24 protein-coding genes are annotated in these 26537 nt (G+C 39.0%); 19 read left to right on the plus strand and 5 right to left on the minus strand.

Translation table 11 applies throughout. From position 1 onward, the window contains the following. Nucleotides 1–170: 170 nt before the first annotated feature. Nucleotides 171–1316, minus strand: a complete 1146-nt coding sequence (locus tag L0M98_RS10730) for a hybrid sensor histidine kinase/response regulator (protein ID WP_099294679.1) — start codon at nt 1314–1316, stop codon at nt 171–173. A 256-nt stretch (nt 1317–1572) separates the two neighbouring features. Here L0M98_RS10730 and L0M98_RS10735 point away from each other — a divergent pair, with 256 nt between their 5' ends. The 19 genes from L0M98_RS10735 (at nt 1573) to L0M98_RS10825 (ending at nt 21753) form a co-directional block, all read left to right on the plus strand. Then, nucleotides 1573–1938 carry a response regulator transcription factor gene (locus L0M98_RS10735; protein WP_099293550.1) on the plus strand — a complete coding sequence of 122 codons (366 nt, stop codon included), beginning with the start codon at nt 1573–1575 and terminating at the stop codon, nt 1936–1938. A 4-nt stretch (nt 1939–1942) separates the two neighbouring features. Continuing rightward, a complete protein-coding gene (locus L0M98_RS10740) occupies nt 1943–3085 on the plus strand; it encodes a sugar transferase (RefSeq protein WP_227215848.1) in 1143 nt (380 codons plus the stop codon). A gap of 19 nt (nt 3086–3104) precedes the next feature. After that, nucleotides 3105–3881, plus strand: coding sequence for a TolC family protein (locus L0M98_RS10745; RefSeq protein WP_227215849.1), 777 nt, complete (start codon nt 3105–3107; stop codon nt 3879–3881). 2 nt (nt 3882–3883) lie between these two features. Then, nucleotides 3884–6076, plus strand: a complete 2193-nt coding sequence (locus tag L0M98_RS10750) for a hypothetical protein (protein WP_227215850.1) — start codon at nt 3884–3886, stop codon at nt 6074–6076. Then, entirely contained in the window at nt 6069–7490 is a 1422-nt protein-coding gene (locus L0M98_RS10755; RefSeq protein WP_227215851.1) for an O-antigen ligase family protein, read from the plus strand. The genes L0M98_RS10750 and L0M98_RS10755 overlap by 8 nt, the downstream gene beginning before the upstream one ends. After that, entirely contained in the window at nt 7474–8373 is a 900-nt protein-coding gene (locus L0M98_RS10760; RefSeq protein WP_227215852.1) for a glycosyltransferase family 2 protein, read from the plus strand. Before L0M98_RS10755 ends, L0M98_RS10760 begins: the two co-directional genes overlap by 17 nt. 1 nt (nt 8374) lies before the next feature. Then, nucleotides 8375–9553 carry a glycosyltransferase gene (locus L0M98_RS10765; RefSeq protein WP_227215853.1) on the plus strand — a complete coding sequence of 393 codons (1179 nt, stop codon included), beginning with the start codon at nt 8375–8377 and terminating at the stop codon, nt 9551–9553. An 11-nt stretch (nt 9554–9564) separates the two neighbouring features. Then, nucleotides 9565–10683, plus strand: coding sequence for a glycosyltransferase family 4 protein (locus tag L0M98_RS10770; protein ID WP_227215854.1), 1119 nt, complete (start codon nt 9565–9567; stop codon nt 10681–10683). 4 nt (nt 10684–10687) lie between these two features. Beyond that, entirely contained in the window at nt 10688–11629 is a 942-nt protein-coding gene (locus L0M98_RS10775; protein WP_227215855.1) for a hypothetical protein, read from the plus strand. Between the two features lie 18 nt (nt 11630–11647). Then, a complete protein-coding gene (locus L0M98_RS10780) occupies nt 11648–12358 on the plus strand; it encodes an OmpA/MotB family protein (RefSeq protein WP_227215856.1) in 711 nt (236 codons plus the stop codon). Between the two features lie 28 nt (nt 12359–12386). Continuing rightward, nucleotides 12387–13046 carry an acyltransferase gene (locus L0M98_RS10785; protein ID WP_227215857.1) on the plus strand — a complete coding sequence of 220 codons (660 nt, stop codon included), beginning with the start codon at nt 12387–12389 and terminating at the stop codon, nt 13044–13046. After that, entirely contained in the window at nt 13015–13782 is a 768-nt protein-coding gene (locus L0M98_RS10790) for a class I SAM-dependent methyltransferase (protein ID WP_227215858.1), read from the plus strand. The genes L0M98_RS10785 and L0M98_RS10790 overlap by 32 nt, the downstream gene beginning before the upstream one ends. A gap of 23 nt (nt 13783–13805) precedes the next feature. Then, nucleotides 13806–14735, plus strand: coding sequence for a glycosyltransferase (locus L0M98_RS10795; RefSeq protein WP_227215859.1), 930 nt, complete (start codon nt 13806–13808; stop codon nt 14733–14735). Nucleotides 14736–14739: 4 nt separating this feature from the next. Beyond that, nucleotides 14740–16176: a lipopolysaccharide biosynthesis protein gene (locus tag L0M98_RS10800; RefSeq protein WP_227215860.1), complete on the plus strand. Its 1437-nt coding sequence runs from the start codon at nt 14740–14742 to the stop codon at nt 16174–16176. After that, nucleotides 16176–17285: a glycosyltransferase family 1 protein gene (locus L0M98_RS10805; protein ID WP_227215861.1), complete on the plus strand. Its 1110-nt coding sequence runs from the start codon at nt 16176–16178 to the stop codon at nt 17283–17285. The genes L0M98_RS10800 and L0M98_RS10805 overlap by 1 nt, the downstream gene beginning before the upstream one ends. 24 nt (nt 17286–17309) lie before the next feature. Further along, complete coding sequence (locus tag L0M98_RS10810) at nt 17310–17945, plus strand: class I SAM-dependent methyltransferase (RefSeq protein ID WP_227215862.1); 636 nt, start codon at nt 17310–17312, stop codon at nt 17943–17945. Between the two features lie 353 nt (nt 17946–18298). Continuing rightward, nucleotides 18299–19390 carry an endonuclease/exonuclease/phosphatase family protein gene (locus tag L0M98_RS10815; protein WP_227215863.1) on the plus strand — a complete coding sequence of 364 codons (1092 nt, stop codon included), beginning with the start codon at nt 18299–18301 and terminating at the stop codon, nt 19388–19390. A gap of 93 nt (nt 19391–19483) precedes the next feature. Then, nucleotides 19484–20560 (plus strand): endonuclease/exonuclease/phosphatase family protein, encoded by a 1077-nt coding sequence (locus L0M98_RS10820; protein WP_227215864.1) that lies wholly within the window; start codon nt 19484–19486, stop codon nt 20558–20560. Between the two features lie 5 nt (nt 20561–20565). Beyond that, on the plus strand, nt 20566–21753 hold the full coding sequence (locus tag L0M98_RS10825) for a glycosyltransferase family 2 protein (RefSeq protein WP_227215865.1): 1188 nt from the start codon (nt 20566–20568) through the stop codon (nt 21751–21753). Between the two features lie 32 nt (nt 21754–21785). Here the strand turns inward: L0M98_RS10825 and L0M98_RS10830 are convergent, their stop codons facing one another. The 4 genes from L0M98_RS10830 to rfbD form a co-directional block, all read right to left on the minus strand. Next, nucleotides 21786–22916, minus strand: a complete 1131-nt coding sequence (locus L0M98_RS10830; RefSeq protein WP_227215866.1) for an LruC domain-containing protein — start codon at nt 22914–22916, stop codon at nt 21786–21788. 37 nt (nt 22917–22953) lie between these two features. Next, on the minus strand, nt 22954–23886 hold the full coding sequence (locus tag L0M98_RS10835; protein WP_186976341.1) for a UDP-glucuronic acid decarboxylase family protein: 933 nt from the start codon (nt 23884–23886) through the stop codon (nt 22954–22956). Between the two features lie 101 nt (nt 23887–23987). Beyond that, nucleotides 23988–25598: an ABC-F family ATP-binding cassette domain-containing protein gene (locus L0M98_RS10840; protein ID WP_227215867.1), complete on the minus strand. Its 1611-nt coding sequence runs from the start codon at nt 25596–25598 to the stop codon at nt 23988–23990. Nucleotides 25599–25635: 37 nt separating this feature from the next. Beyond that, on the minus strand, nt 25636–26490 hold the full coding sequence (gene rfbD, locus L0M98_RS10845) for a dTDP-4-dehydrorhamnose reductase (protein ID WP_227215868.1): 855 nt from the start codon (nt 26488–26490) through the stop codon (nt 25636–25638). Nucleotides 26491–26537: the final 47 nt, after the last annotated feature.

A 26537-nucleotide genomic window follows, 5' to 3' on the forward strand; every position in this document is an offset into this window, starting at 1 on the left:
TATACAGTTTATTAATTTTAGATTGAACTCCTCCGTCAGCTTTGCTGCCACCTCCTCTATAAACAGAGGAGGAACTAAAATACAGTCTTGAACGCTAGAGAAGCAACTTGCCGAAGGCAAATGCAACCTGTAACCTGCAACTCGCCGAAGGCGACTAAACCGTGGTAAAATCACTTTAACGGTAACGAGAAGCAAAAATCAGATCCCGCACCGGGTTTCGATGTAAACCAGAGTTGCCCGTTATTTTTAGCCACAAAGTCCTTGCATAACAACAAGCCTAAACCGGAACCTTCTTCGCTATTCGTTCCGAACGTGGTAAAATGAGTTGCCTCGTTCAACAATTTCGGCTGATCTTCCTCTTTTATCCCGCATCCTTTGTCTGACACGATCACTATGACCTCGTTCAGCCCGTTTCTCTCGTCCATTCTTGTCTCAACACGTGTTGTAACTGTCGTATCCTTATGACTGAACTTTATAGCATTAGAAATCAAATTACGCACGACTGATTTAATCATCTCTACATCCACCACGACCTCGACACTCTCGATTGAACGTTCTAATGCCAAAGCGATTGACTTACTTTCGGCGATCGGTTTAAACACCTCGATCACGCCGTCAACAAGCCCCACGAGGTCGATCGGCTGAGGTACATTCGACAACTTGCCCAACTGACTCTTCGTCCATTTCAAAAGATTATCCAGCAACGAGAACACTTCCTCGGAAGTCTTATTCGCCATTTCCAGCATCTCGAATACATCTTGGGGAACCGAGCCCGGTTCGATGCTCATCATGATGGTATTACACAACATCTTTATCGATGCCATAGGCGATCGCAAATCATGGGCGATAACCGAATAGAGTTTATCCCGTCCGGCAATAGTCTTTCTCAACTCTTCCGTCTGTCTCAGAATAATACGCCGGGCATCCACCAAAGAAAGCTGGTGCTCCACACGAATCAGTAATTCCTCCCTGCGGAACGGTTTGGAAATAAAATCATTTGCGCCCAGTTGGAAACCCTTCACAACGCTGGCGGAATCATTCAAAGCGGTTAAAAATATAATCGGTATCTCGGCTTGTGACGGTTCCACCTTCAAGCGTCCCGCTACCTCGAACCCGTCCATGTCCGGCATCATGACATCCAATAAAACCAAATCCGGGGACTCACTCTTCACCTTCTCCAAAGCCTCCGTCCCGTTCATGGCGTAAATAATATTAAACCCCTCACGTCCAAGCAATGCTTTCAACAATAAAACATTTGACTGAACATCATCCACAACCAATATTTTATATTCAGCTGGATTTATCTTCATACACATCATATTTTAAATAACGCACGTAATTACAGCCACAAATGTACAAACTATAATTCATTTTTATGGCATCTTTCCAACGATAGTTTTTAACTTTCCACCTCTTGTTACCCGTGTCATAGCATCACATTTTCCCTCGTTCGAAATATAAAACGAATGAATATTCAAAAAAATAAGTTTTTAATACATAAAACTAGCAAAAACTGCTCTATGTCGTAGTAATGTTGTATATTTGTATTATCAAAAAGAGAGAGCGTTTGTTATGAGTAAGAGTATTTTAATTGTTGATGATAAGCCTGAAATAGCGAAAGTTATCACAATACAATTATCCAAAGACTATGATGTGCACTCGGAAAGCAATCCGATAGAAGCACTAGCATGGATGCACGCCGGGAATATTCCGGATCTGATTATTTCCGATGTCAATATGCCGGAAATGGACGGAAAGACATTCCTGAAACACCTGAAAGCCAGTTCCATGTTCAACTTTATCCCGGTCATTATCTTATCCAGTCTGGAGAGTAGTAACGATCGGATCGAGTTACTGGAAGCAGGAGCTTCTGATTTCGTGCTAAAGCCTTTTAATCCGCAGGAATTAAAAATCAGAGTCCGGAATTTATTGAGATAACAGCATGTATGCCTATTATATCGGGGAAAATCCGGATTGGATAAAAAGAATATCCGAGAATCTGGAAAATGAGATTACTGTTTTCAGTAACCCCATTAAAACGATATTGTTTATAAACAAACAAGACAGGCACGAAGATTCCCCCGTGTACATCTTCATCGAATCCCGGAACAAAGAACAAGACCTCCAATGGTTGGAAGCCACGGTAAGCAACAACGTGAAAGATGTATACATACTTCTTCTCACGGATAAAGTCGTGAAAGAATACATCCCGCGATATTTGCAGGCGGGAGCGAATGAAGTCATCGATATCAATTCTTCGGCAGAAGATATCCAAACCACGTTGGCTTTTCTCCCGAAACTTAAACTTTACCAAACGGCAAAAAAGAACAGTTGTCCCCGCAGATTCAAACTTCCTCTATGGAAACGGATTTTTGACATCACGTTCTCGACCATCGCACTCCTGTGCCTCTCCCCGTTCCTGCTCCTGACCGCTCTCGCAATACGGTTGGAAAGTAAAGGCCCTATCGTTTACAAATCCAAAAGAGTGGGGAGTAATTACGATATATTCGACTTCTTAAAATTCCGTTCCATGTACATGGATGCGGACAAACGACTGAAAGAATTTCAAGCTTTAAATCAATACCGGGAAGAATCTGCGGAAGAACAGCCAAACACTCAAAATATTACCGCAACGAACGATACCACACTCTTGGTTGCCGATGATTTTATCACGACCGAACAAGAGTTGTTAAAGAATCGCCGTACACAACGGAAAAACGCCTTCGTGAAATTCGAGAACGACCCGCGTATCACCAGAGTCGGACGCTTTATCCGGAAATACAGTATCGATGAACTCCCGCAATTAATCAACATCCTGAAAGGAGATATGTCTATCGTGGGAAATCGTCCCCTCCCCCTGTACGAGGCGGAATTACTAACCACGGACGAATACATCGAACGCTTTATGGCTCCCGCCGGGTTAACCGGTTTGTGGCAAGTCGAAAAACGAGGCGACCAAGGAGCCTTATCCGCCGAAGAACGAAAACAATTGGATATAAAATACGCCCGGGACTTTTCGTTCTGGACTGACATAAATATTATTTGCAGAACATGCACGGCGTTTGTGCAGAAAGAGAATGTGTAATTAACAACGTTTTAGCAAGATGGACACGAAATATATTATCATCGGTTGTCTTTTATTTTTAAACCTTGTTTGCTTGGGACAAAACAGGCAAAACAGAGATTCCATATTAAATGTCAAGGGATTTGTTCCTCAAGCATTAACAACCAGTGAATTTATTGATTTTCAACTCCCCCTCCTAGATTCCCTGTTCGAAGGAGCACAAAAAAATCCCCGGATAAAAGAAATCGAATCAGCCATCGAGGCTGCACGTAATGACTTAAAAATAGCCAAACGAGATTGGTGGCAATATTTCACTGTTCGTGCAGGCTATACTTATGGGATATTGGGAACATACACAGATCAAGAAACCCAGTACACCCAGTTAACAACGGTCTACTCTGGAATAAACCAAAGTAGTTGGACAGTCGGGGCAAATATAAGCATACCATTTAATAGATTATTCAGTCATCGAGCAAGCGTAAAGAAGCAAAAAGAACTTGTACGAAGCAGTGAATACACGAAACAGATCAAATTCGATGAAATCAAAAACGAAATCATCGAATTGTATTGCAATATTCAATATCAATTAAAATTATTGAAACTCGCAACAGAGTCTATCACATTATACAATGCCGAATATCAAGTTGCAGAGTTAGATTATATAAATAATAAAACCAAAAACTCAGATAGGACATTAAGTGATTTCAAACACTCACAAAAAGTTGCAAAAATAGAATATGAGAATATTATTAATGAACTCAATATCATGTTCTTGAAATTAGAATTAATTAGCAATATGCATTTAAGAAATAAATAACCATGAAATATATTACTTTCTTTATCAAATTCTTTTATCGCATCCGGTTCTGGTTGATCGTGCCGCCGATAATTATAGCCCTACTGGTCTATTGGAATCTCAATAAAACTCCTCGTGATTATTCTGCCAATTGTTCTATATACACAGGTATTATAACAGGAGTAAATATTCTATCTGAAAGCGGTATCACGACAACTTCTTATACCCAAGGAAGCATGATGGATAATTTGCTTAATATTATTACTGCCGATCAAACATTGAAACAAGTATCATTACGCCTATACGCACGGATCATGGTATATGGAGATCCTCAAAAAGATAATACATACGTAAATGCCTCCAATTATCTGTATTTATACAACCATGGAGCTCCTATCCATGATTTAATAGATAAAAGTTCTGAAAATGATTCCATCAACGAGCAACGTACTTACGAGAATTTGCTCAAATATGAAACAAATGACCCCTCGAATTACGTGTATGGAATATACCAATGGGATCTTCGTTATGTGAATCGTGAATCATTACAAAAAATAGATGTCAAACGTATGGGCAATAGTGATATACTCGCTATTTCATATTCAGCGAATGACCCAGGAATAGTTTACCAAACGTTACTCATATTAATTGATGAATTTAACAAGCAATATCAAGAACTGCGTTTTGGTGAAACAAATAATGTTATCGAATATTTTCGTAAAGAACTTACATTTGTCGGTAAAGAACTTGAAAGTGCCGAAGATAGTCTAACAGGCTACCGTGTTGAAAACCAAGTGATCAATTACGAAGAAGAAACCAAACATGTAGCCGCATTAAATAGAGATTATGAATTACAATATTGGGAGTCTTTAAATGAATACAACGCAGCCGACAGTCTAAAAAAAGAACTGGAACAAAGAATGCAATTACAAACCGAGATTATTCAAACAAATAATTCATTCATATTCCACAACAATAAAATCAGTGAAATCAATGAAAAGCTTGCGATGGCAAAATATTACCCGGAAAATATTATTCCGCAGGCGACAATTGATTCACTTAACCAAGAACTAAAAACAAACGAGCAAGCCTTAACCGACGCTCTTGAGAAAATGGGATATCTAAAATACAATAAAGAAGGTATATCCAACGAAAGTGTTATAGAAGAATGGCTGAAACAAATTGTTAATTTCAAAAAGGCAGAAGCAGAATTAAAGGTATTGAGCCAACGAAAAACACACATGGTAAAAAAATATTCACATTTTGCCCCGATCGGCTCCACGTTGACACGCAAAGAACGTATCGTAAATATAAATGAAAGGAAATATATGGCGATACTGGATGCACTGAATGCTGCATTATTAAAACAAAAGAGTATCCAAATGAATTCGGCAAGTCTAAAAGTAATGAATGCCCCTTACTATCCATTAGTTTCATCAGCAGCTAATAAACACAAACTACTGAGTATTGCGGCATATTTTGCAGCCTTGATATTCACGATTTTCTTTTTCCTGATCATAGAGATTTTGGATCACACGTTACACAATATATTTAAAGCAGAACAATTAACAGGTTCTCAAACTTTAGGTGTATTCACTCGTCAATTATCTTTTGCCGCTAGAAGGTATAACCAAGTGTACACAACACTCTCTACGCAAACACTATGTAACTCTTCCGTGACTTATTTCAAATCAGACCAAAGTAATATCATAAACTTGATCAGTAATGAACCGGGAGAAGGGAAAAGCTATATCATGCAACAAATTGCGCAACAATTTACTGATCGTGGTTTTGATGTAACACAACTATCTTGGCAAAATGAATTTCAGACAGATGCGCAATCTTTTATCCAATCTTTAAATCTGGAGGAATTGGATGATTCGGAAAAAACAACATTAAAAGACAAGATTATTATAGTAGAATATCCTTCATTAAAAGATGCGGCACTAACAACAAATATTTTACAAAATGTCAGCCTGAATTTACAAGTTGTAGACTCTAGGCGTACTTGGAAAAATACAGACCAACAATTGTTCGAACGGACAAAAGAAATGTGTAATAAAACTCCTTTGTTCCTAGTATTGAATTACACGAAACGGGATGCCGCGGAAGATATAAATGGATTAATGCCACCTTACACGTTTTTCCGTAGGCTATTATACAAAATAGCCCAATTGGGATTGACAGCAAATGACAAACCGTTGCACAATGTTTAAAAACGGTTCATCATATATTATATCGATCATATTCATCATCGGTCTATGTGCTATATATTTATTAACAGTATATGGAGGGAGCATACCAACCCTCCTTTTCGCTTGTTTACCGTTATTAGTCCTAGTTACAGCAAAATTCAGTCAAAAACAATATTATTTTTACGCATTTTTCATTATTAATTATATCATATCTGGTATCAATCGATATATCCCGTTGAAAATCGGTATCATCATGCTCGGGCTTACCACCGGTATCGGGTGTCTTCTTTTAATAAAAAACATTTTCCAAACCTATGAATGGAAAAGAAGTGCCAACCTACTGACAATACTCTGGGCAATATGGTTTCTCTATTGCCTCTTTGAGCTCTTCAATCCTCTTGCAGTACCTGATGCATGGCTTATCGCCATAACAGGATACGCTTTTCCTTTAATAAGCGCTCTTATTATCCCAGTTCTTTTCATTCGTTTTAAAGATTTCCATTGGCTTCTAATTATATGGGCAATTTTGTCTATATTGGCTGCTCTAAAAGGTTATTGGCAAAAAAGCCATGGTTTTGATTCAGCAGAATTAAAGTGGTTATTTGTAGATGGAGGCGCCAGAACTCATATTATTTATACCGGAATCCGATATTTTTCATTCCTTTCGGACGCTGCTAATTTTGGAATCACGATGGGGCTCTCTATGACTATTTTTGGAATTTCCGGTTTCTTCGTTAAAACACGTTGGGTGAAATACTTATTTTGGAGTGCAGCTTTCGCTTCTACCTACGGATTATTAATATCGGGTACCCGAAGTGCTGTTGTTGTTCCCATTGTAGGATTAGGTATATATACATTATTATGCAGAAATATTAAGAACTTATTTTTTGCAGGTAGCATATTATTTGTTGTCATATTATTTCTCACCCAAACTAATATTGGCAATAGTAATTCTCTCATTCGGCGAGTACGCTCGGCATTTAACAAAGAAGACGCTTCTTTTAAAATACGGGGAATAAACAAAGCAAAAATGATACCTCTTATGAAAGACAAACCTTTCGGAGTCGGTTTGGGATTAAGCGGAGGGCGTATGGAACGTTTCAATATTGATAGTAAATTATCGAAACTACCTCCAGATTCTTTACTCACGATGTATTGGCTTGAAACAGGAATCATCGGATTATCATTATATCTCTCGCTATTAGTCATTATTTTTGTAAGAGCATCGTATATTGCAATGGTGATCGTCAAAGACAAACGTTTAAAGAATATATTATTCTCTATCATTGCAGGCCTTGCTGGAGTATTTGTCGCAGCATATGCAAATGACATTACCACATATCCTAATGGAATTATCATAAGTATTCTATTTGTATTTTTGTTTATTGCACCGTATTATGACAAAGAGTTAACACCAAATGAACCTTCAACCTGATATATCCATTATTACTATTAACTATAACGGTTTACAAGAAACTTGTGAATTAATAGAATCTCTACAACAAAACCCTCAAAAATGTTCGTACGAGGTCATTGTCGTGGATAATGGGTCAGTACAGAATGAGGCGAAAATATTGCAGGCAAAATACCCATACATTCAGAGTATCCGCAGTGAACGGAATCTAGGCTTCTCCGGGGGCAACAATTTAGGTATTCGTGTTGCAAAAGGGAAATGTATCTTCCTGCTGAATAACGATACGCTTGTATCTGACGATAGTTTGATCTATTTACATGAAACACTGATGAGTTCATCAGACATCGGAGCCGTAAGTCCGAAAATTAAATTTGCCTTTCCGCCCCGGAACATACAATTCGCGGGATTCACCCCGTTAAGCAAATATACATTACGCAACCGGGCTATCGGTTATAATGAACCGGATAAAGGTCAATTTGACGTTCCGAAAGCAACCCATTTTCTTCATGGAGCGGCCATGATGGTAAAACGTGAAGTAATCGAAAACATCGGATTGATGCCGGAAATCTATTTCCTTTACTATGAAGAAATGGATTGGTGTACCCGAATGCGGAATCACGGGTATCAACTCCGGTATGAACCCCGTTGCACGATATATCACAAAGAAAGTTGCAGCACGGGAAAAGACAGTCCGTTAAAGACCTACTATCTCACCCGCAATCGTCTGTTATACACGTGGCGAAACCGACACGGGAGAACATTGTTTATTTCGTTAATCTATCAGCTTCTGATTGCTGATTTCAAAAATATTGTCGTAAATTTGCTACATGCAAAATCGGCACAAGCAAGAGCTATTTTTGAAGGGTGTGTAGACTTTTTTCGATTAAAACATAAAAGGGAATAATATGAATATTCAGGAAATCTTATATCTATTCGAATATATATGTTGGATTTTGGCAAGCATTGCCGTGGCGTATCCGTTAATATATTCTCTTGCTTCTCTGGGGACAAGAAAATCATATTACCCGCAAGCAAAGAAACAACATCGATTTGCCATACTTTTTCCCGCCTACAAAGAAGACCGGATAATCGTATCCGTCGTGGAATCTTTTCTAAAACAGAACTACCCGCGGGAACTTTATGACGTGGTTGTTATATCCGACCACATGCAAGAGGCAACCAATGACCGTTTATCACAACTCCCGATCACCTTACTAAAGGCTGACTATCCCGAAAGTTCCAAAGCGAAAGCACTCAATTTTGCCATGAATCACTTCCGACGGGACGAATTTGATGTTGTCGTGATTCTGGATGCAGACAACGTTGTCGATACAAATTTCTTACAAGAAATAAACAAAGTCTTTGATGCCGGGGTACAAGCCATTCAAGCACACAGAACAGCTAAAAACCGCAACACGGAGATTGCCGTGTTGGATGGCCTCAGTGAAGAAGTGAACAATTCCATCTTCCGTCGCGGACATGTAAGATTAGGTGTTTCCTCTGCCCTCATCGGTTCCGGTATGGCTTTCAATTACCAATGGTTCCATGACAATGTCAAACATCTATCCACCGCAGGCGAGGATAAAGAGTTGGAAATTCTACTACTTAAACAAAGAATTTTTATAGAATACTTGGATGAAGTATACGTGTATGACGAGAAAACCCAAGGAGAAAAAGGATTCTACAATCAGCGCCGCCGCTGGTTGGCTACCCAATTCGCCCAGTGGGGACGTGTTTTCAAGGATCTTCCGAAAGCTATTATCACCGGAAATATCGATTATAGCGATAAATTGATTCAATGGATGCTCCCCCCTCGCCTAATTTTGTTCGGTGGAATTATCGTGATGGGATGCGTTATGCAAATTGTAGATTGGCCGCTTGCACTGAAATGGTGGGGATTGTTTCTCGTCATGGGCATCACGCTATGCCTTGCCATACCGGATAAACTCGTTGATGAGCAATTCAAAAAATCAATCAACAAACTCCCCCTGTTATTTATCATGATGGTAGCTAATTTGTTCAGGATGAAAGGCATGAATAAAAAGTTTGTCACCACCGAAAAAAACGGTTCTTCCACCCTATAAATATTATGCCCATGAAAATAGCAATTGAAGCACAACGGATTTTTCGGACAAATAAACACGGGATGGATTTCGTGGCTCTCGAAACAATTCGGGAATTACAAAAGACGGATTGCAAAAACGAGTACTATATACTGGTCGCTCCCGGTGAAGACCGATGCTTACAGGCATCGGACAATGTCCGTATTGTCGAAATAAAATGCCCGACTTATCCCTTATGGGAACAAGTCGCCTTGCCTTCAGCTATAGGCAAGATAAAACCGGATATCATACACTGCACGAGCAACACCGCCCCTTTATTCTGTCCGGCACCGCTTGTTCTCACATTGCATGATATTATCTTTTTGGAAAAAAGGGCGCACAATAATAAATCCATGTACCAGAATATGGGCTGGTATTATCGTCGTTTTGTTGTTCCCCGCGTATTGGCAAAATGCAAACAAATCATCACCGTATCACAGTTCGAATGTAACAGGATTCGTGAAACATTACATCTGCCGAAAGAACAGATTATCGCCATTCATAACGGTTTTAGTAACCGCTTCCATCCTTTGAAAGAAACTTATACCGTCACGAAAAAATATATACCTGCTAAAGAATATTTATTTTTCCTCGGTAACACCGATCCGAAAAAGAATACTCCATGCACACTAAAAGCATACAGCATCTACGTGAAACAATCTTCAAATCCTCTCCCTTTGTTGATCGCAGATTTAAAAGAAGAAGTCATCCATCAGATATTAAAGCAGGAAGGAATTGAAGAAATAAAACCTATGCTCCATTCCCCCGGGTATATCACTCATTCTGACCTTCCGGCAATCTATAATGGCGCTAAAACATTCCTTTACACGTCATTGCGGGAAAGTTTCGGAATCCCGTTGTTGGAAGCGATGGCATGCGGCACCCCGGTCGTCACGTCCAATACCTCCGCAATTCCCGAAGTCGCGGGAAAAGGCGCAATACTGGTAGACCCGACGGATGCCGACGCGATTGCCGCACAGATATTGAAACTGGAACAAGATACGGCGTATAGTGAACAACAGATCGCTTATGGCTTGGAAAGAACTAAACAATTCTCTTGGCAACATACGGCAGAACAGTTATTAAAAGTATATCAATCTATTAAAAAGTAAGATCATGAGTGACTATATATCCATCATCAGTTCGCTAGTTATATTTCTATTCCCATACATTGGACGAAAGTGGTTTAACATTCAATTACTAAGTTCCACGGTAGTCAGCCTAGGACTACTCGGAACTTTCGGGGGAATCATGTATGGTTTATGGCTTTTTAATGTTGATCATATAGACCTTTCCATTCCTCAATTATTAGAAGGACTGAAAACAGCATTTCTGACCTCTATCGCAGGAATGTTAGCATCCTTATTACTTAAACTTACTCCTGCATTCTACGGAATGAAAAAAGAGGTGGAGCAACAAGAAGAATTCACGGATAAACAATTATTCGAATTACTCGGAAACATTGAGAAAAACACGAAGTCAACAGATTCTAGCGAACTTATTCAAGTAATCAAACTATCAAACGAACGTCTGGTAGATAATTTCCAATCCTTAAATGATAATCTTTTGAAAATAACTTCCCGGGAACTCTCTTTAAATACGGAAGCCCTTACCGAAACATTACAAATGGTCATCTCCCATTTGGATAACAAGGTTTCGGAACAAATAAATCAAACGATTCTCAAAATACACGATATACAAGAACAACAATTGCAATACATGGCGCATGCCGAAGAGTTCACGCAAACCATGCAGGAACAACTCCGTGATACACTTCTAAAACTAAAAGAAACGAACAAGAATATCGAAACGTTCTTGGGAAAAACCAATAACATGAACATGAAACAGAGTCATGCTTTCATGGAGCAAGTGTCATCATTCGGCGATTTCATAAAAGGTTCCGAACAACAAATGAATTCGCAACTGACCCGAATAGAAGAAAAATACGAGCGGGAATTAACTGAATTGGAGAAATTTACCAAAACATTAATGACTATTGTTAAAAAGCTATCCATAGATCACGATACTCTTTACAAAAAAATGAATGACAGCGAATAAACCATTTATTTGTAAATCATGAAGATATTTAAATCATCAAAAGAAGAAAACCAATGGATGTCAATCTCGGATTTGATGTCTGTACTCATGATTATCTTTCTTTTTATTTCCGTTGTGTACATGAGAAGCATTGGGCAAAAAAATAGTCAAATAACTTCTATAGCAAAGACTTATGAAAAAACACAAGTGAAAATCACTCATGATTTAAAGGAAGAATTTGCGAAGAATCTCCAAATTTGGAACGCAGCCTTGGATTCATTGACTCTTTCTATCCGTTTCGAGAATCCCGAAATTCTGTTTAAAGTGGGAAGCGCAGAATTGAACGATCATTTCAAAAGTATCCTAGACAGCTTTTTTCCTCGTTTTATACAAATCCTAACTGACCCGAAATACAAAAAGTATATTGAGGAAATTCGTATCGAAGGACATACTTCCAGCGAATGGCAGGGAGAACCCTCTTCCCGTCAGGCTTATTTCAACAACATGGAACTTTCTCAAGACAGGACACGCAAAGTTTTGGAATACGTGTTATTCCAAATAAAGGATGAAGAACTATTCAATTGGACAAAAAACAGGCTTACTGCCAACGGTTTGTCCTCCAGTAAACTTATTTACAATAATGACCAAACGGAAGATCAAGAACGTTCTCGGCGGGTTGAATTCAAGATAAAGACAAATGCCGAACAACAAATCATCAACATCTTGGAGCAGAGCAAATCCAAACCTTGAATTTTAACTGACAATAAACGAGAAGAACATGAGAAACAATATAAAAGAAAAACTCAAAACTAATCAACGTTTGAAATTACTTGTTCTTAATTCCATCGTGCATCCTATAAAGACCCGTCCTCGCTGGTGGATTAGATTACTTCAACCTCTTTATTTGAAAAAAGGTCGAAGATCTATTATATATAGAAATGTACGAAAAGATATCGTTCCGTTTAATTCGTTTATCATAGGTGAAAAATCTGTCATAGAAAGTTTTTCTACTATGAATAATATGGTCGGTGACATTATCATCGGATCCAAAAGCAGAGTTGGATTAGGCAACACTATAATCGGTCCCGTTACGATAGGCGATGATGTCAATCTTGCTCAAAATATTACAGTTTCAGGACTCAATCACAACTATCAAAATCCGGATAAAACGATCATTTCACAAGGCGTAAACACTTCCCGAATTACAATTGAAAACGATGTTTGGATAGGTGCAAATTCCGTTATATTGGCAGGTATCACCATTGGCAAACATTCAGTCATCGCTGCCGGGAGTATTGTCAATCGTAATATTCCGCCATTCTCTATTGCAGCTGGTAATCCGGTAAAAATTATCAAGCAATATAATTCCCAAAAAAAAGAATGGGAAAACGTAAAAAAAATATCCCATGAGAACTCGCAAACCAATCGACAGGAATGACTTGTACATACACAGGAAAGATCGTGTATTGGAAGTCGGCTCCGGCCACAATCCATCCTACCGTTCCAATGTCATTGCAGATAAATACATAGATGATAACAAGCATCGATGTGGAAATATCAAAATCTACTCCCATCAACAGTTTATACAAGCTGATGGCGAGCACTTACCCTTTAAAGACAAGGAATTTGATTATGTCATTTGCAACCAAGTATTGGAACACGTGGTACATCCAAAACTATTCATAAACGAAATTTGCCGGGTAGGAAAACGAGGCTATATAGAGACTCCTAGCCTCATTGGTGAATTCCTATTCCCTAAAGAATCACACAAATGGGTAATTCTGGATATAGATAATAAATTGATTCTTTATTCAAAAAAATTAGTTCCAGGAAACTACAAAACCGATTATGGGGAATTATTATTAAATTACCTACCATACCAATCCTTAGCATACAAATTATTAGGATTTACCGAAGGTGATTTAATGCTTAACCGTTACGAATGGGAAGATAATATAGATTTCATCGTAAATCCACAAGATGATTATTATCTATCTTTTTTTACACAAAAATGGGACAGGAATATGGTTGAGAAAATATTTCCACCCCGCAGCATTTTTAATGAAATGAAAAAAACGGGCACTGCATTAATGCACATCATTAAATTAAAATTGTTCGAAGTTATTGATCATAAGAAAGAAATTCAGACTTTAGAGGATTATTTACAAAAATAAACTAATAATCTTAACAATATACCATGGAACAAATTAAGGTTAGTATAATTATACCCGTATATAACACGGAACAATACGTGAAACAAACGGTAGAATCCATTATGGAGCAAACACTTCATGATATTGAAATTATTATTATCAATGACGGTTCTACAGATAATAGCCTCTCAGTCATCACGGAATTAGCAAAACAAGATCATAGAATAAAATTACTCTCGCAAATTAATCAAGGACAATCTATATCTCGCAATGTCGGAATTGAGAAAGCATCAGGTGAATTTATCTATTTCATGGATAGTGACGATCTTCTGGAAAAAAATACGTTAGAAATATGTTATCAAAAGTGTACTTCCGAACAGTTAGATTTTGTCTTTTTTGATGCAGATAGTTTCACTGATGAAGCCTCTATTCTAAGAAACTATCGCTACCAACGCAATTTACAAATAGAAGATAGAGTATGGTCCGGGATCGAAATATTAAAAATACAAGATGAAACGGCAAATTACCGAACATCACCTTGTCTTAGTTTTACTCGTCTGAGTTATCTTCAAGAAAATAATATTCAATTTTACCCTCATATTATTCATGAAGATGAATTGTATACTGCAATGCTATACTTGACAGCCACTCGTGTCAAATATATCAAACAAATATTTTTTAAACGTCGCATAAGAAAAGATTCTATCACGACTCGCAAATTTTCTATCAAAAACATACAAGGCTATTTCACCGTAGCCAATGAATTGAAAAGATACAAAAAACAAAAAATGGAAGTTGCCCAAATTATAGATACTCATTTATCAAATATGCTTAATGCAGCAATATGGAATGCTTCCTATCTTCCTCTAAAAGAGCGTTTATATATAGCCAAATGCAGTATTTTTGATTATTTCAAATACGTGTCATTCAAAACAATTGAAATCTTATTATTCAAGTCCTTTTTCAAAAAGTAATTACATGTCCTCCATTAAGAAAGATCTCGTTTCTGGTGTATTCTACACGGCAATTGCCAAATATTCAGGCATCTTTATCTCATTAGCTATTGCCGGAATACTTGCACGATTGATTGCACCTGAAGAATTCGGGATTGTAGCTGTGGTAACAGTTATTATTTCCTTTTTCGGTATATTCAGTGATTTAGGTATTGCTCCGGCGATCATACAGCACAAAGAACTTCAACAAGAAGACTTAACCCACATATTTTCATTTACTATTTGGAGTGGAACAATTTTAACCGTCCTGTTCTTCTTTTGTTCATGGCCTATTGCATTCTTTTACAAACAATCAAGTATGATTGTTATCACCCAATTATTATCCATAAATTTATTTTTTGCTTCGGCAAATATTGTTCCCAACGCCTTATTATACAAAACAAAATCTTTCAGATTTATAGCTTGGCGAAGCCTTAGTGTGCAAGTAATCGGAGGTACAATCGCTATCACTGCAGCACTTTGCGGAGCAGGTCTTTACGCACTAATTATAAATCCCATCTTTTCCAGTATATTACTTTTTATTATATCCTATCGCAAATACCCGCAACACCTAAAAATGACTTGGGGCATCATATCTATGAAAAAGATATTCAAGTTTTCAGCTTATCAATTCATGTTCAATATCATTAATTATTTCAGTCGGAATCTTGACAAAATTCTCATTGGCAAATATATGGATATGTCCACGCTTGGTTATTACGAGAAATCGTATCGTTTGATGATGCTCCCGTTACAAAACATAACTCATGTCATCACACCTGTCATGCACCCGATCTTTTCCAATTACCAACATGATTTGAATCGTTTAGCAACCTCATATGAAAAAATTATTCGTCTGTTAGCTTTCATTGGTCTACCATTATCTGCATTCCTTTGGTTTTCTGCCAAAGAAGTTACATTGATTGTATTCGGTCACCAATGGCTCCCCTCTGTTTCTGTATTTCAAATATTATCTATTTCCGTGGGAATTCAAATTATCATGTCCACGTCAGGCTCTATCTTCCAAGCATCCAATGACACCCGCAGTTTATTTTTTTGTGGATTATTTTCGTCAATTATCAACGTAACAGGCATATTTATCGGTTTATTTCTATTCAAAACACTTACTGCCATAGCTTGGGGCATCACAATTACGTTTTCTATCAGTTTTCTTCAATGCTATTATCAAATGTACCATTTCACACTCCAACGCCATATGATTCACTTTTGGAAACAATTAGGTTCCCCCGCTTTACTCGGTAGCATTGTTTTTCTTTCACTATATCTTATAACTCCGGTCTTAAATAGTAGTCCCCTGTTAATCAGTCTGATTATAAAAGGCATTACTTTCGCTGGGATTAGCATCGTGTACATTTTTGCCACGAAAGAATACAATTTAATGAAGTTATTAAAATCTAAATAATGAAAGCGTTATTCCTCATCTTCCATGGTTTCAATCCAAGCAACGGTATTAGTAAAAAAATACATTACCAAGTACATGCTTTATCAAATAACGGAGTGGAGACACACCTATGCTACCTTGAAGAAAAAAGCGACAGAAAGTATCGTATGGTTGACGATAAAATCATTGCTTCATACGGGAAAGGATTAAAAAGTAAAATCTACAAACGAATCGAGTTTAATTCAATAGTGAATTACGCTATGCAACACCAAATCAATTTTGTTTACATACGTTCCGCTCATAATGCAAATCCATTCACGATTCGCATGATTCGTAAAATGAAACAAGCTGGTATCCGAGTGGTTATGGAAATTCCAACTTATCCTTACGACCAAGAATACGTGAGTACTAAGATGAAATTACAATTACGATTGGATCAATGTTTTAGAAAAAAAATGGCAAAACTATTGGATAAAATAGTTACATTTTCAAACTATAACACCATCTTCGGTGTTCCCACCCTACAAATATCCAATGGCATTGATTTCAACGAAATTCCCGTCAAACAGCAACAGAATGATGTATCGCAAGAACTTCATTTAATCGGTGTCGCAGAAATACATTTCTGGCATGGATTTGATCGTTTAATCAAAGGACTTGCCAATTATTATAGTACGCAACCAAATTACAAAGTCTATTTTCACATTATCGGAGATTTTTTCAGTCAACGAGAACGCCATGAATATGTATCCATCATCAAAGAATATCATATAGAACCTTACGTCATCCTCCACGGTCAACAACATGGAAAATCTCTTGATGCACTTTTTGAATTATGCCATTTAGGAATTGGTAGTTTAGCTCGTCACCGTAGTGGCATAACAAACATCAAAACTCTTAAAAACCGAGAATATGCAGCGAGGGGGATTCCCTTTATCTATTCTGAAATAGATGATGACTTCGAAGACATGCCCTACATCATGAAAATTCCTGCAAACGAGGAGCCTGTTGATATAACAAAATTACTCTTGTTCTATTGCGAATTAAATACATCTCCACAAGAAATAAGAGATTCAATACAATTTCTTTCATGGAAAAATCAAATGAAGAAAGTTATCGAAAACATATAATAAAAACATATAAATTACTTACTTATGAATTCTCAAATATATCAAGAATTTGGCTGGCAAGATGATACTCCTCAATCGTATCATTCTCTTTTATTACCTTCATTACGGAAAATATTACCCAAAGATGGTTCACCTATATTAGATGTAGGCTGTGGGAACGGATTTTTAGCAAATACATTATTAGATGAAGGTTACAATATGTATGGCATAGATGCGTCAGAGCAAGGCATTGAGATCGCAAATCATAAGCATTCTGGACATTTTTTTGTCAATGATATTTCCTTGAATACCTTACCAAAAGCACTTTCTCATATTCCATTCGGAACAATTATCTCAACCGAAGTAATTGAACATCTTTATAACCCGAGAACATATATTACATTTATCAGAAACATTTTAGAATTACATAAAGGGGGGACATTTATTGTTTCCACCCCATATCACGGGTATCTAAAAAATATCATATTAGCTCTTTTCAACCGTATGGATTATCACTATAGTGCATTATGGGTAGGTGGACACATCAAATTTTGGTCTCGAACAACTCTTACCAAACTACTTCTTGATGAAGGCTTTCACGATATCACCTTCTTAGGTGTCGGTCGCATACATTACCTATGGAACCATATGATTATGACAGCAAAATTTAAATCTGAATAAATAAATTTTCTAAGACTGGATAAGATACTTTTCAAATCCCAAAGAGAACCCAATGTATTCCCAAAGAAGAACCAAGGAAGACATTCCTTTTAAACCGGGTATGAGCAATTCTGCCCCAATGTTTCTATATGAAAGATTATAGGATGTCCAGAGGATAAACGGAGGAAGAACGAAAGAGGGGTATGATTACGGTATTATCTGGGTATATCTTCAGTGGGATTTCAGTAGGTTCTTGATATAATGAAGTGAAAACCGATGTCGATAAATTTTAAACTGCAGATTAGCCAATTTACGCCAATATTGCTAATTTTGCACCGTGTATGATAAACTCAGATTATTTCAAATTGTAGAAAATGGCCGCATTAAGGTTCTTCTTTTACTTGTTGATGAAACCCGCAACCCTCGGTATGGCATTCATCGGAATTTCCGGTGTGTTTGCGCCATATACCAACCCGAATAGTTGGTGGATTCCGGCGCTGGCAGGATTATTTATGCCCGGCATTATTTTCGCAAATTTATATCTTTTCATTTTTTGGGCTATTTGCAAAAAATGGTGGGTACTCCTACCACTTATCACAATCATATGTAATTACAATTATTTTACGGGAATATTTCAATCACCTTGGAAAGAAGATATCTCCTATATAAAAGACAACGAAATAACCATTGCCAGTTATAACGTGGAAGGATTTTTCTGGATCGCACGTAACGTGAAATACAATATAAAAAAAGTAGTCGAAGATAATCAAATCGACATTTTATGTATTCAAGAACACTGCGAAGAACCTCAACAAGACTCAATAGCGATAAAGGAACGCTTCGGTCTACCCTACCGATGTGTATTTTTTAACAGACAAGAGGCATGGGCTAATTTCGGAATCACGATTTATAGCCGCTACCCTATCATTCGATACGGGGAAATTGATTTCAATTCAAAACAGAACAATAGCATGTGGGCGGATATTCTAATTAAAGGAGATACAATCCGTGTTTTTAATAATCACTTACAAACCACAAATGTCAGTCCCAACAGCAAAAAATATGAAAAATATAAAAGCGTCAAGGATTGGAAAGGTCAGGCACGCACGTTGGTAACCATCGTGGAGCAACTAAAAGAAAATTTCAATATACGAGCCAACCAATCCATACAAGTCAGACAAATCATTGACACAACCCGTTATCCCGTTATCGTATGCGGCGACTTCAACGATACTCCTGTATCTTTTGCCTACAACCATATTGCCGGAAAAAATATAACAGACGGATTTCGGGACAGAGGAAAAGGATACGGACATTCATTCAATGGCATCAAAGGATTGCTACGAATAGATTTTATCGGTTATAACGAATCATTTATCGGGTTGGAATATCAATCCCCCCGCCTCTCGTGGAGTGACCATAACCCGATTATAATGAAAGTAGAGTTAAAGAAAGACCATGTATAATAATTCTTTCCAATCTATCCAAAATTTGTACTAAATAGCATATATTTGCATTATTACAATATAACATCGGCGTACTTTTAGAATAACAATATAATGGCAGCACTCAGATATTTTTTCTCCCTCTTGATGATTCCGGTCAGTTTTGTGGCGGCGGGGATCAGTATTGCCGCGTACATGGCGGGACAAACTAACCCGAACGAATCGACATGGATCACGTTTATCGGTTTAGCCATGCCTGTCGTTTTAATCATAAACCTCGTTATACTCGTCTATTGGATTATCGGCAAGAGGTGGTGGGCAATTGTTCCTGTCGCAGCTATCTTTCTTAATATCGGCTATCTCACGTCTATTTTCCAAGTTACGGTTTCATCGCCGGAAACCCCAAACGGCAAATTACCCATACGCCTCGCCAGTTATAACGCGGGTAAATTCAAATCGTGGGAGAAGTTCGAAACACAACACTATATCTCCGAATTTCTGAAAAACGATCATGTAGACATTGCTTGTTTCTTAGAATACCGGGAAGACACGAAAATCAACGCAGAAACTTTATCCCGGCTATTGAATCTACCGTATCATGCCGTGACGTATTTACCCGGTTCTACCACGTTGGGAATAGGTATTTTCAGCAAATACCCTATCCTGCAATCCGGCAAAATACCTTTAAACTCCGCGACAAATGATGCCATGTGGACTGATATTCAAGTCGGCGAGCAAACGATAAGAGTGATTAGTTGCCATTTGCAAACGACCAATTTCAGCGGGAAACGCAAACTACTGGATGATCCGGTATTCCAAAACACGGATATACAACAAAAAGAAGAAGTAGTACTGGATATCACGCAAGAACTATCCAAAAACTTCAAACTCAGAGCCACGCAAGCCGATATCGTGCGACAAGTTATCGACACGACAGGTGTCCCGACCATCGTGTGCGGGGACTTTAACGATACTCCGTCGTCATACACCTATCACCGTATCAAAGGAGAACTGAAAGACAGTTTCAAGACAAGCGGAAACGGTTACGCTTACACGTTCCGGGGTTTGCATCGGCTGTTGCGAATTGATTTCATCTTCTATTCCGACGAATTGAAATGTATAGACTACTACTCCCCGGAAAAGGAGTGGAGTGACCACAATCCGGTTACCAGTGAGTTTTATCTAAAATAACAGACATGATACAGTTTCTTCAAATATTATTCTGGATTTCCATTTTCATCGTGTTCTACACTTTTATCGGGTACGGGATACTGCTATATATACTCGTCAAATTCAAGGGAAAACGACATCCGGCACAACCATTGTCACTTCCGGAGAATCTTCCCGACGTGACGCTTTTTATCGCCGCCTATAATGAAGAAAAGATCGTCAAGGCAAAGATGGATAATTGTATGCAACTCGATTACCCGAAGGATAAACTTAACGTGGTTTGGATCACGGACGGTTCGACAGACATGACAAACAGTATGTTGAGAGTCTACCCCGACATAACTGTATTTTTTTCCCCGGAACGTAAAGGCAAAACTGCCGCACTCAACAGAGGAATGCAATATATAGAAACACCTTACACTGTTTTCACGGATGCCAATACGATGCTCAATGCCGACGCTATTCTGGAAATTGTACGATGCTTCACGGATACAAAGGTCGGTTGTGTTGCCGGAGAGAAGCGTATTGAAGTAAAAGACAAAGACAACGCGGCTTCCGGGGGCGAAGGCTTCTATTGGCGTTATGAATCAAAACTAAAAGCGTGGGATTCAAGATTATATTCCGCGGTAGGTGCAGCCGGAGAGTTATTTGCCATTCGGACGGAATTATTCGTCCCGATGGCGGAAGATACTTTACTCGACGATTTTATTCTCTCTTTACGCATTGCCATGCAGGGGTACAAAATAGCTTATTGTGACAAAGCATACGCCATAGAATCCGGTTCTGCTAACATTGAAGAGGAACAAAAACGAAAGGTACGCATTGCCGCGGGAGGGCTTCAATCTATCCGACGGCTACGCCCTCTTCTTAATCCTTTCCGTTACGGGCTCCTCTCTTTTCAATATATCTCACACCGGGTGTTACGCTGGTCTATCACTCCCATTCTCCTTTTCCTGCTATTACCCGTGAATCTGATTCTGGTACTCGCAACACATTTTACCCCGTTATATAGTGTTATTTTTGTACTTCAAGTTATTTTCTACCTGTTAGCTTGGACAGGGGCATCACTTGCCAGAAAACAAATCAAAGTAAAGATACTGTTTATCCCGTACTACTTCACTTTCATGAACTTGAATGTACTGAAAGGATTCTTCTACTTGAAAAAGCATAAGGGGAAAGGAACTTGGGAAAAAGCAAACAGGGCGGATTCGTAAATCCGCCCTGTCCTATCATAATAATATTACTATTAATAAACTAAATCCGAATTACAATTAAAACTCCACTTATCTTGTGTTTCAAAGCCTGCTTCGCCATTCACCCATTTCTCAAAGTCAGGATAAGCGTCATAAATCGCCTTACTCTCTTGCGGGTATTTTAACGGAGTATCGAGAATCAATGCCCAAACCCAATTTTCCGGAGAAGAAAAATTTCTATTATTACCGTGATGCAACAATTCGGGATCCATCTTTGCCGTTGCCGGACGCCCTTTCACGTGTACTTCTTTGCCTCTTGTACCAAAAGTAACGAACAAGTCCATCATATTCCCCGCATTGTCCGGTTCCAATTGGATTTCGGTTAATTTCGGTTTCTGAGAAAACTCGATTTTTATTACTACTTCCTCCGCGTCAAATTGCGGTAAATTGCGATCGGTATTCAAAATACCACCTTCTTTCCCAAAACAAGAATACAAGTTTCCGATCAACGGGACAATATATTCTTCCCCCTCTTCGTTACCTTTCTTGTTTAGAGTAAACATTTCATCCTCCATGAATACTTGTCCGCTGACTTTGTTCACAGCCAAATGTTTCATGGATTTATTGACAAAGTTAAGAGCAAGTCCTACTTGCTTGTAAGCAGCACCACCCACAGCTACCGGTTTGATCCATATAGTCAGTGATTTCACTTCTTTCCCATTATTATTATCACTGATAGTCTCGTATCCTAATCTAAAATTAAATACGACATCATTCATATCCAGATCTCCCAACCAAGGAAAAACATCTTCAACCATCATACTCGCCCAATACCCCTCACCCGGATAATAAATCATCCGGTGCCCGTTAGGAACCTCATCACCCGGCGCTCTTGCAATAGAGTACGCCATAGCTGAAGGTTTCACTTTCAATTCCCCACCTTTAATCCCCGTCGTAAATGTATATTCGCCCGCTTCAAGTCCATCCCCGATCAATAACTCCTCACCGTTCTTTACCAAATAAACAGACGAAGGTTTATCCAGTTTCAGATCTTGTCTTTCTAAAGTTTTCCAGTTAAAATCTAACGGAACGACCAAATCCTTATCCCCACCTTTATAAGGACCGTCTTTGTGGCATGCTGTGAATAACACCCCTAAAACTAAACAGCATAATAAATTTCTCATAATTACCTTTTTATCAAAAAATAAAAAACACCAAATACTACATTACCGATTCAAAATAATCGATGGTTTTCAATAATCCTTCTTTCAAAGGTATCGTAGGTTCCCAGTTTAATTTTGTTTTTGCCAGAGTGATATCCGGTTTTCTCTTTCTCGGATCATCCTCCGGAAGTATCTTGTACACGATTTTAGATTTCGAGCCCGTTAACTCCAGTACCAGATGAGCCAATTCCAACATCGTGAACTCACCCGGATTCCCTATATTTACAGGTCCGGTAAACTCGTCTTCCGTTGCCATCATCCGTATCATTCCTTCAATCAGGTCATCCACGTACTGGAAACTCCGTGTTTGAGTACCGTCACCGTATATTTCAATGTCTTTCCCGGATAAAGCATTTACAATGAAATTCGATACCACACGCCCGTCATTCTCTGACATTCTGGGACCATAAGTATTAAAAATACGAACAATCTTTACAACAACTTCCGATTGACGGTGATAATCCATGCACAATGTTTCGGCACATCGTTTTCCCTCATCATAACAAGAGCGCTTTCCTATGGGATTCACGTTCCCCCAATAACTCTCTTGCTGCGGATGAATGACAGGATCGCCATATACTTCACTGGTTGAAGCCTGGAGCAATTTGGCTCCCGCTCCTTTCGCCAATTCCAGCATATTCACCATTCCCAACACGGAAGTGTTGATCGTCTTTACCGGATCATATTGATAATGAATCGGAGATGCTGGACAAGCCAGATTATAGATTTCATCCACGTTTTTTATATAAGGCCAGATAACATCCCTCTCTGCCAATTCAAAATTCGGAAGTTCCATCAAATGACTAATATTCTCCCTCGTTCCCGTGAAGAAATTGTCCAAACATACCACATGACTACCCGATTGAATCAATCGGTCACACAGATGCGATCCTAAAAAACCGGCACCACCGGTCACTAATACACACTTCATATATCCTCAACTATATTGAGTACAAATATATGAAAAATATTCGAAAACCATACAATATAGTACAATTTTCGAATATTCAAATAGTAACCTAATTTATAAAATCAATACATTTGATTCAATTGCTCTTTGATCTTCTCGTTGGTGATATAATCGTCGAAATCCATTCGCTTGTCAATCATACCCGCGGGAGTCAGTTCAATAATCCGGTTACACACGGTTTGTATGATCTCGTGGTCATGCGAATTCATCAAGACTACCCCTTTGAACGCAACCAATGTGTTGTTAAATGCTTGTATGGACTCCAAATCCAAGTGGTTCGCCGGAGAGTCCAGCACCAGTACATTCGCGTTAGTCAACATCATCTTGGCAATCATACAACGCATTTTCTCTCCCCCGGACAATACTTTTACACGTTTGTATATATCTTCACCGGAGAACAGCATCTTCCCAAGGAAACCTCTCAAGAAAGTTTCGCTCGTGTCGGCAGAATATTGCCCCAACCAATCCACCAAGGTCATATCCGTCTGGAAATACGCCGAATTATCCAAAGGCAAATAAGCATTCGTGATGGTTACACCCCACGTGAAACTACCCGTATCCGGTTTATCATTGCCCGTGAGTATTTCCAACAATGCCGTCATCGCTCTCGGATCACGGGACAGGAAAGCAATCTTATCCCCCTTCTCCACGGTAAATTCGACATTTTTGAACAAAGTTTGTCCATCCACGGTCTTACTCAAATTCCGGACATCCAGAATACGGTCGCCCACCTCCCGTTCCGGGGTAAAAATAATACCCGGGTATTTACGCGTAGAAGGCATGATCTCCTCGACATTCAACTTTTCCAACATCTTTTTGCGACTGGTCGTCTGTTTGGACTTCGCCACGTTAGCGCTGAAACGAGAAATAAATTCCTGTAATTCTTTTTTCTTCTCCTCGGCTTTTTTGTTCTTGGCTTGAGCCTGACGCAACGCTAATTGGCTTGACTCGTACCAGAAACTATAATTACCCGCGAACAACTGTATCTTACCGAAATCAATATCCACGGAATGGGTACAAACGGCATCCAAGAAGTGGCGGTCATGCGACACGACTAAAACGGTATTCTCGTAATTCGCCAAATAATTCTCCAACCACATCACTGTTTCCAAGTCCAAATCATTCGTGGGCTCGTCCAGTAACAAATTATCCGGTTTGCCAAACAGCGCTTGTGCCAACAACACCCGCACTTTTTGCTTACCGCTTATATCTTTCATCAATGAATAATGCAGATTCTCTTTGATCCCCAACCCACTCAACAAGTTAGCGGCATCACTCTCGGCATTCCAACCGTCCATCCCGGCAAATTGTTCTTCCAACTCGGCTGCACGGATACCATCCTCATCAGAGAAATCCTCTTTCATGTAAATGGCATTCTTTTCCTGCATGACTTTCCATAAAGAGGAATGTCCCTGCAACACGGTATCCAACACGGTACACTCGTCAAACGCGAAGTGATCCTGTTTCAACACGGACAACCGTTCCCCGGGACCAAACATGACCGTACCTCTTGTCGGGTCCAATTCCCCGCTCAATATCCTTAAAAAAGTAGATTTTCCGGCACCGTTAGCACCTATCACACCATAACAATTGCCCGGGGTAAACTTTAAATTCACATCCCGAAACAACGTCCTTTTCCCAAATTGAATCTCTAAATCCGAAACTGTAATCATTTTTTCCTTTTTCTAAAAACGCCCGCGAAGGTACGCGTTAAAAAGTTGCCATGCAAGTTTTTAATGCATCTCTCCAATCCCGGATTTCCAGTTCAAACGTATCTTTAATTTTCTTTTTATCCAAAACAGAGTAAGCAGGGCGTTTCGCCTTAACGGGATACTCGGCGGTCGTTACCGGATTGACTTTACAATCCGCTCCCGCGAGAGCCACGATCTCTTTCGCGAAATCATACCAAGTACAGCCCCCCTCGTTCGTGAAATGATATATTCCTTCCCATTCGGGCAAATCCTCGTTTTCCATGATTTTAATGATCGCTTCTGCCAGATCGCCGGCATACGTCGGCGTGCCCCACTGATCATTCACCACGTTTATCTCGTCCCGCTCGTTCGCCAAACGGGCTATTGTCTTCACGAAATTATGACCGTAAGCAGAATATAACCATGCCGTACGGATGATAATATACATACAACCCGATTTCTTTATAGCTTCTTCCCCTTCCAATTTTGTCCGACCGTACACGGTTTGCGGATTCGTGGCACTCTTCTCGGTGTAAGGTTGGTCTGCCGTGCCGTCAAACACGTAATCCGTCGAAATATGAAGCAATATACAATCATGTTGCAATGCTGCATTTGCCAAGTTGGCCACGGCATCACGGTTAATCTTGGCTGCACGCTCCTCGTCATCTTCTGCCTGATCCACGGCGGTATAAGCCGCACAATTGATAATCGTGTCTATTTCATGTGTTTCAATAAACGACGATACCGCTTTCGCGCTCGTGATATCCAATTCCTCCACGTCCGTGTAAAACACGTCGTCCAATAACGAAAAACCTCTATTTCTTAACTCGGTTCCGAGTTGTCCGTTCGCTCCTGTAACTAATATATTAGCCATAAACCTTTCTGATTTTAGATTTTAAATTTAAAAAACTCCCTCCCGGC

The organism is Butyricimonas sp. DFI.6.44 (assembly GCF_022132345.1).
GTDB classification, from domain to species: Bacteria; Bacteroidota; Bacteroidia; order Bacteroidales; family Marinifilaceae; genus Butyricimonas; species Butyricimonas muris.

What these genes read in the sequence shown, in the direction of transcription:
- L0M98_RS10810 (WP_227215862.1), top strand. Translation starts at nt 17,310, where the DNA reads ATGAATTCTCAAATATATCAAGAATTTGGCTGGCAAGATGATACTCCT.
- L0M98_RS10835 (WP_186976341.1), bottom strand. Translation starts at nt 23,886, where the DNA reads ATGAAGTGTGTATTAGTGACCGGTGGTGCCGGTTTTTTAGGATCGCAT.
- L0M98_RS10745 (WP_227215849.1), top strand. Translation starts at nt 3,105, where the DNA reads ATGGACACGAAATATATTATCATCGGTTGTCTTTTATTTTTAAACCTT.
- L0M98_RS10750 (WP_227215850.1), top strand. Translation starts at nt 3,884, where the DNA reads ATGAAATATATTACTTTCTTTATCAAATTCTTTTATCGCATCCGGTTC.
- L0M98_RS10780 (WP_227215856.1), top strand. Translation starts at nt 11,648, where the DNA reads ATGAAGATATTTAAATCATCAAAAGAAGAAAACCAATGGATGTCAATC.
- L0M98_RS10830 (WP_227215866.1), bottom strand. Translation starts at nt 22,916, where the DNA reads ATGAGAAATTTATTATGCTGTTTAGTTTTAGGGGTGTTATTCACAGCA.
- L0M98_RS10735 (WP_099293550.1), top strand. Translation starts at nt 1,573, where the DNA reads ATGAGTAAGAGTATTTTAATTGTTGATGATAAGCCTGAAATAGCGAAA.
- L0M98_RS10785 (WP_227215857.1), top strand. Translation starts at nt 12,387, where the DNA reads ATGAGAAACAATATAAAAGAAAAACTCAAAACTAATCAACGTTTGAAA.
- L0M98_RS10730 (WP_099294679.1), bottom strand. Translation starts at nt 1,316, where the DNA reads ATGTGTATGAAGATAAATCCAGCTGAATATAAAATATTGGTTGTGGAT.
- rfbD (WP_227215868.1), bottom strand. Translation starts at nt 26,490, where the DNA reads ATGGCTAATATATTAGTTACAGGAGCGAACGGACAACTCGGAACCGAG.
- L0M98_RS10820 (WP_227215864.1), top strand. Translation starts at nt 19,484, where the DNA reads ATGGCAGCACTCAGATATTTTTTCTCCCTCTTGATGATTCCGGTCAGT.
- L0M98_RS10775 (WP_227215855.1), top strand. Translation starts at nt 10,688, where the DNA reads ATGAGTGACTATATATCCATCATCAGTTCGCTAGTTATATTTCTATTC.
- L0M98_RS10790 (WP_227215858.1), top strand. Translation starts at nt 13,015, where the DNA reads ATGAGAACTCGCAAACCAATCGACAGGAATGACTTGTACATACACAGG.
- L0M98_RS10765 (WP_227215853.1), top strand. Translation starts at nt 8,375, where the DNA reads ATGAATATTCAGGAAATCTTATATCTATTCGAATATATATGTTGGATT.
- L0M98_RS10805 (WP_227215861.1), top strand. Translation starts at nt 16,176, where the DNA reads ATGAAAGCGTTATTCCTCATCTTCCATGGTTTCAATCCAAGCAACGGT.
- L0M98_RS10795 (WP_227215859.1), top strand. Translation starts at nt 13,806, where the DNA reads ATGGAACAAATTAAGGTTAGTATAATTATACCCGTATATAACACGGAA.
- L0M98_RS10840 (WP_227215867.1), bottom strand. Translation starts at nt 25,598, where the DNA reads ATGATTACAGTTTCGGATTTAGAGATTCAATTTGGGAAAAGGACGTTG.
- L0M98_RS10760 (WP_227215852.1), top strand. Translation starts at nt 7,474, where the DNA reads ATGAACCTTCAACCTGATATATCCATTATTACTATTAACTATAACGGT.
- L0M98_RS10755 (WP_227215851.1), top strand. Translation starts at nt 6,069, where the DNA reads ATGTTTAAAAACGGTTCATCATATATTATATCGATCATATTCATCATC.
- L0M98_RS10815 (WP_227215863.1), top strand. Translation starts at nt 18,299, where the DNA reads ATGGCCGCATTAAGGTTCTTCTTTTACTTGTTGATGAAACCCGCAACC.
- L0M98_RS10740 (WP_227215848.1), top strand. Translation starts at nt 1,943, where the DNA reads ATGTATGCCTATTATATCGGGGAAAATCCGGATTGGATAAAAAGAATA.
- L0M98_RS10800 (WP_227215860.1), top strand. Translation starts at nt 14,740, where the DNA reads ATGTCCTCCATTAAGAAAGATCTCGTTTCTGGTGTATTCTACACGGCA.
- L0M98_RS10825 (WP_227215865.1), top strand. Translation starts at nt 20,566, where the DNA reads ATGATACAGTTTCTTCAAATATTATTCTGGATTTCCATTTTCATCGTG.
- L0M98_RS10770 (WP_227215854.1), top strand. Translation starts at nt 9,565, where the DNA reads ATGAAAATAGCAATTGAAGCACAACGGATTTTTCGGACAAATAAACAC.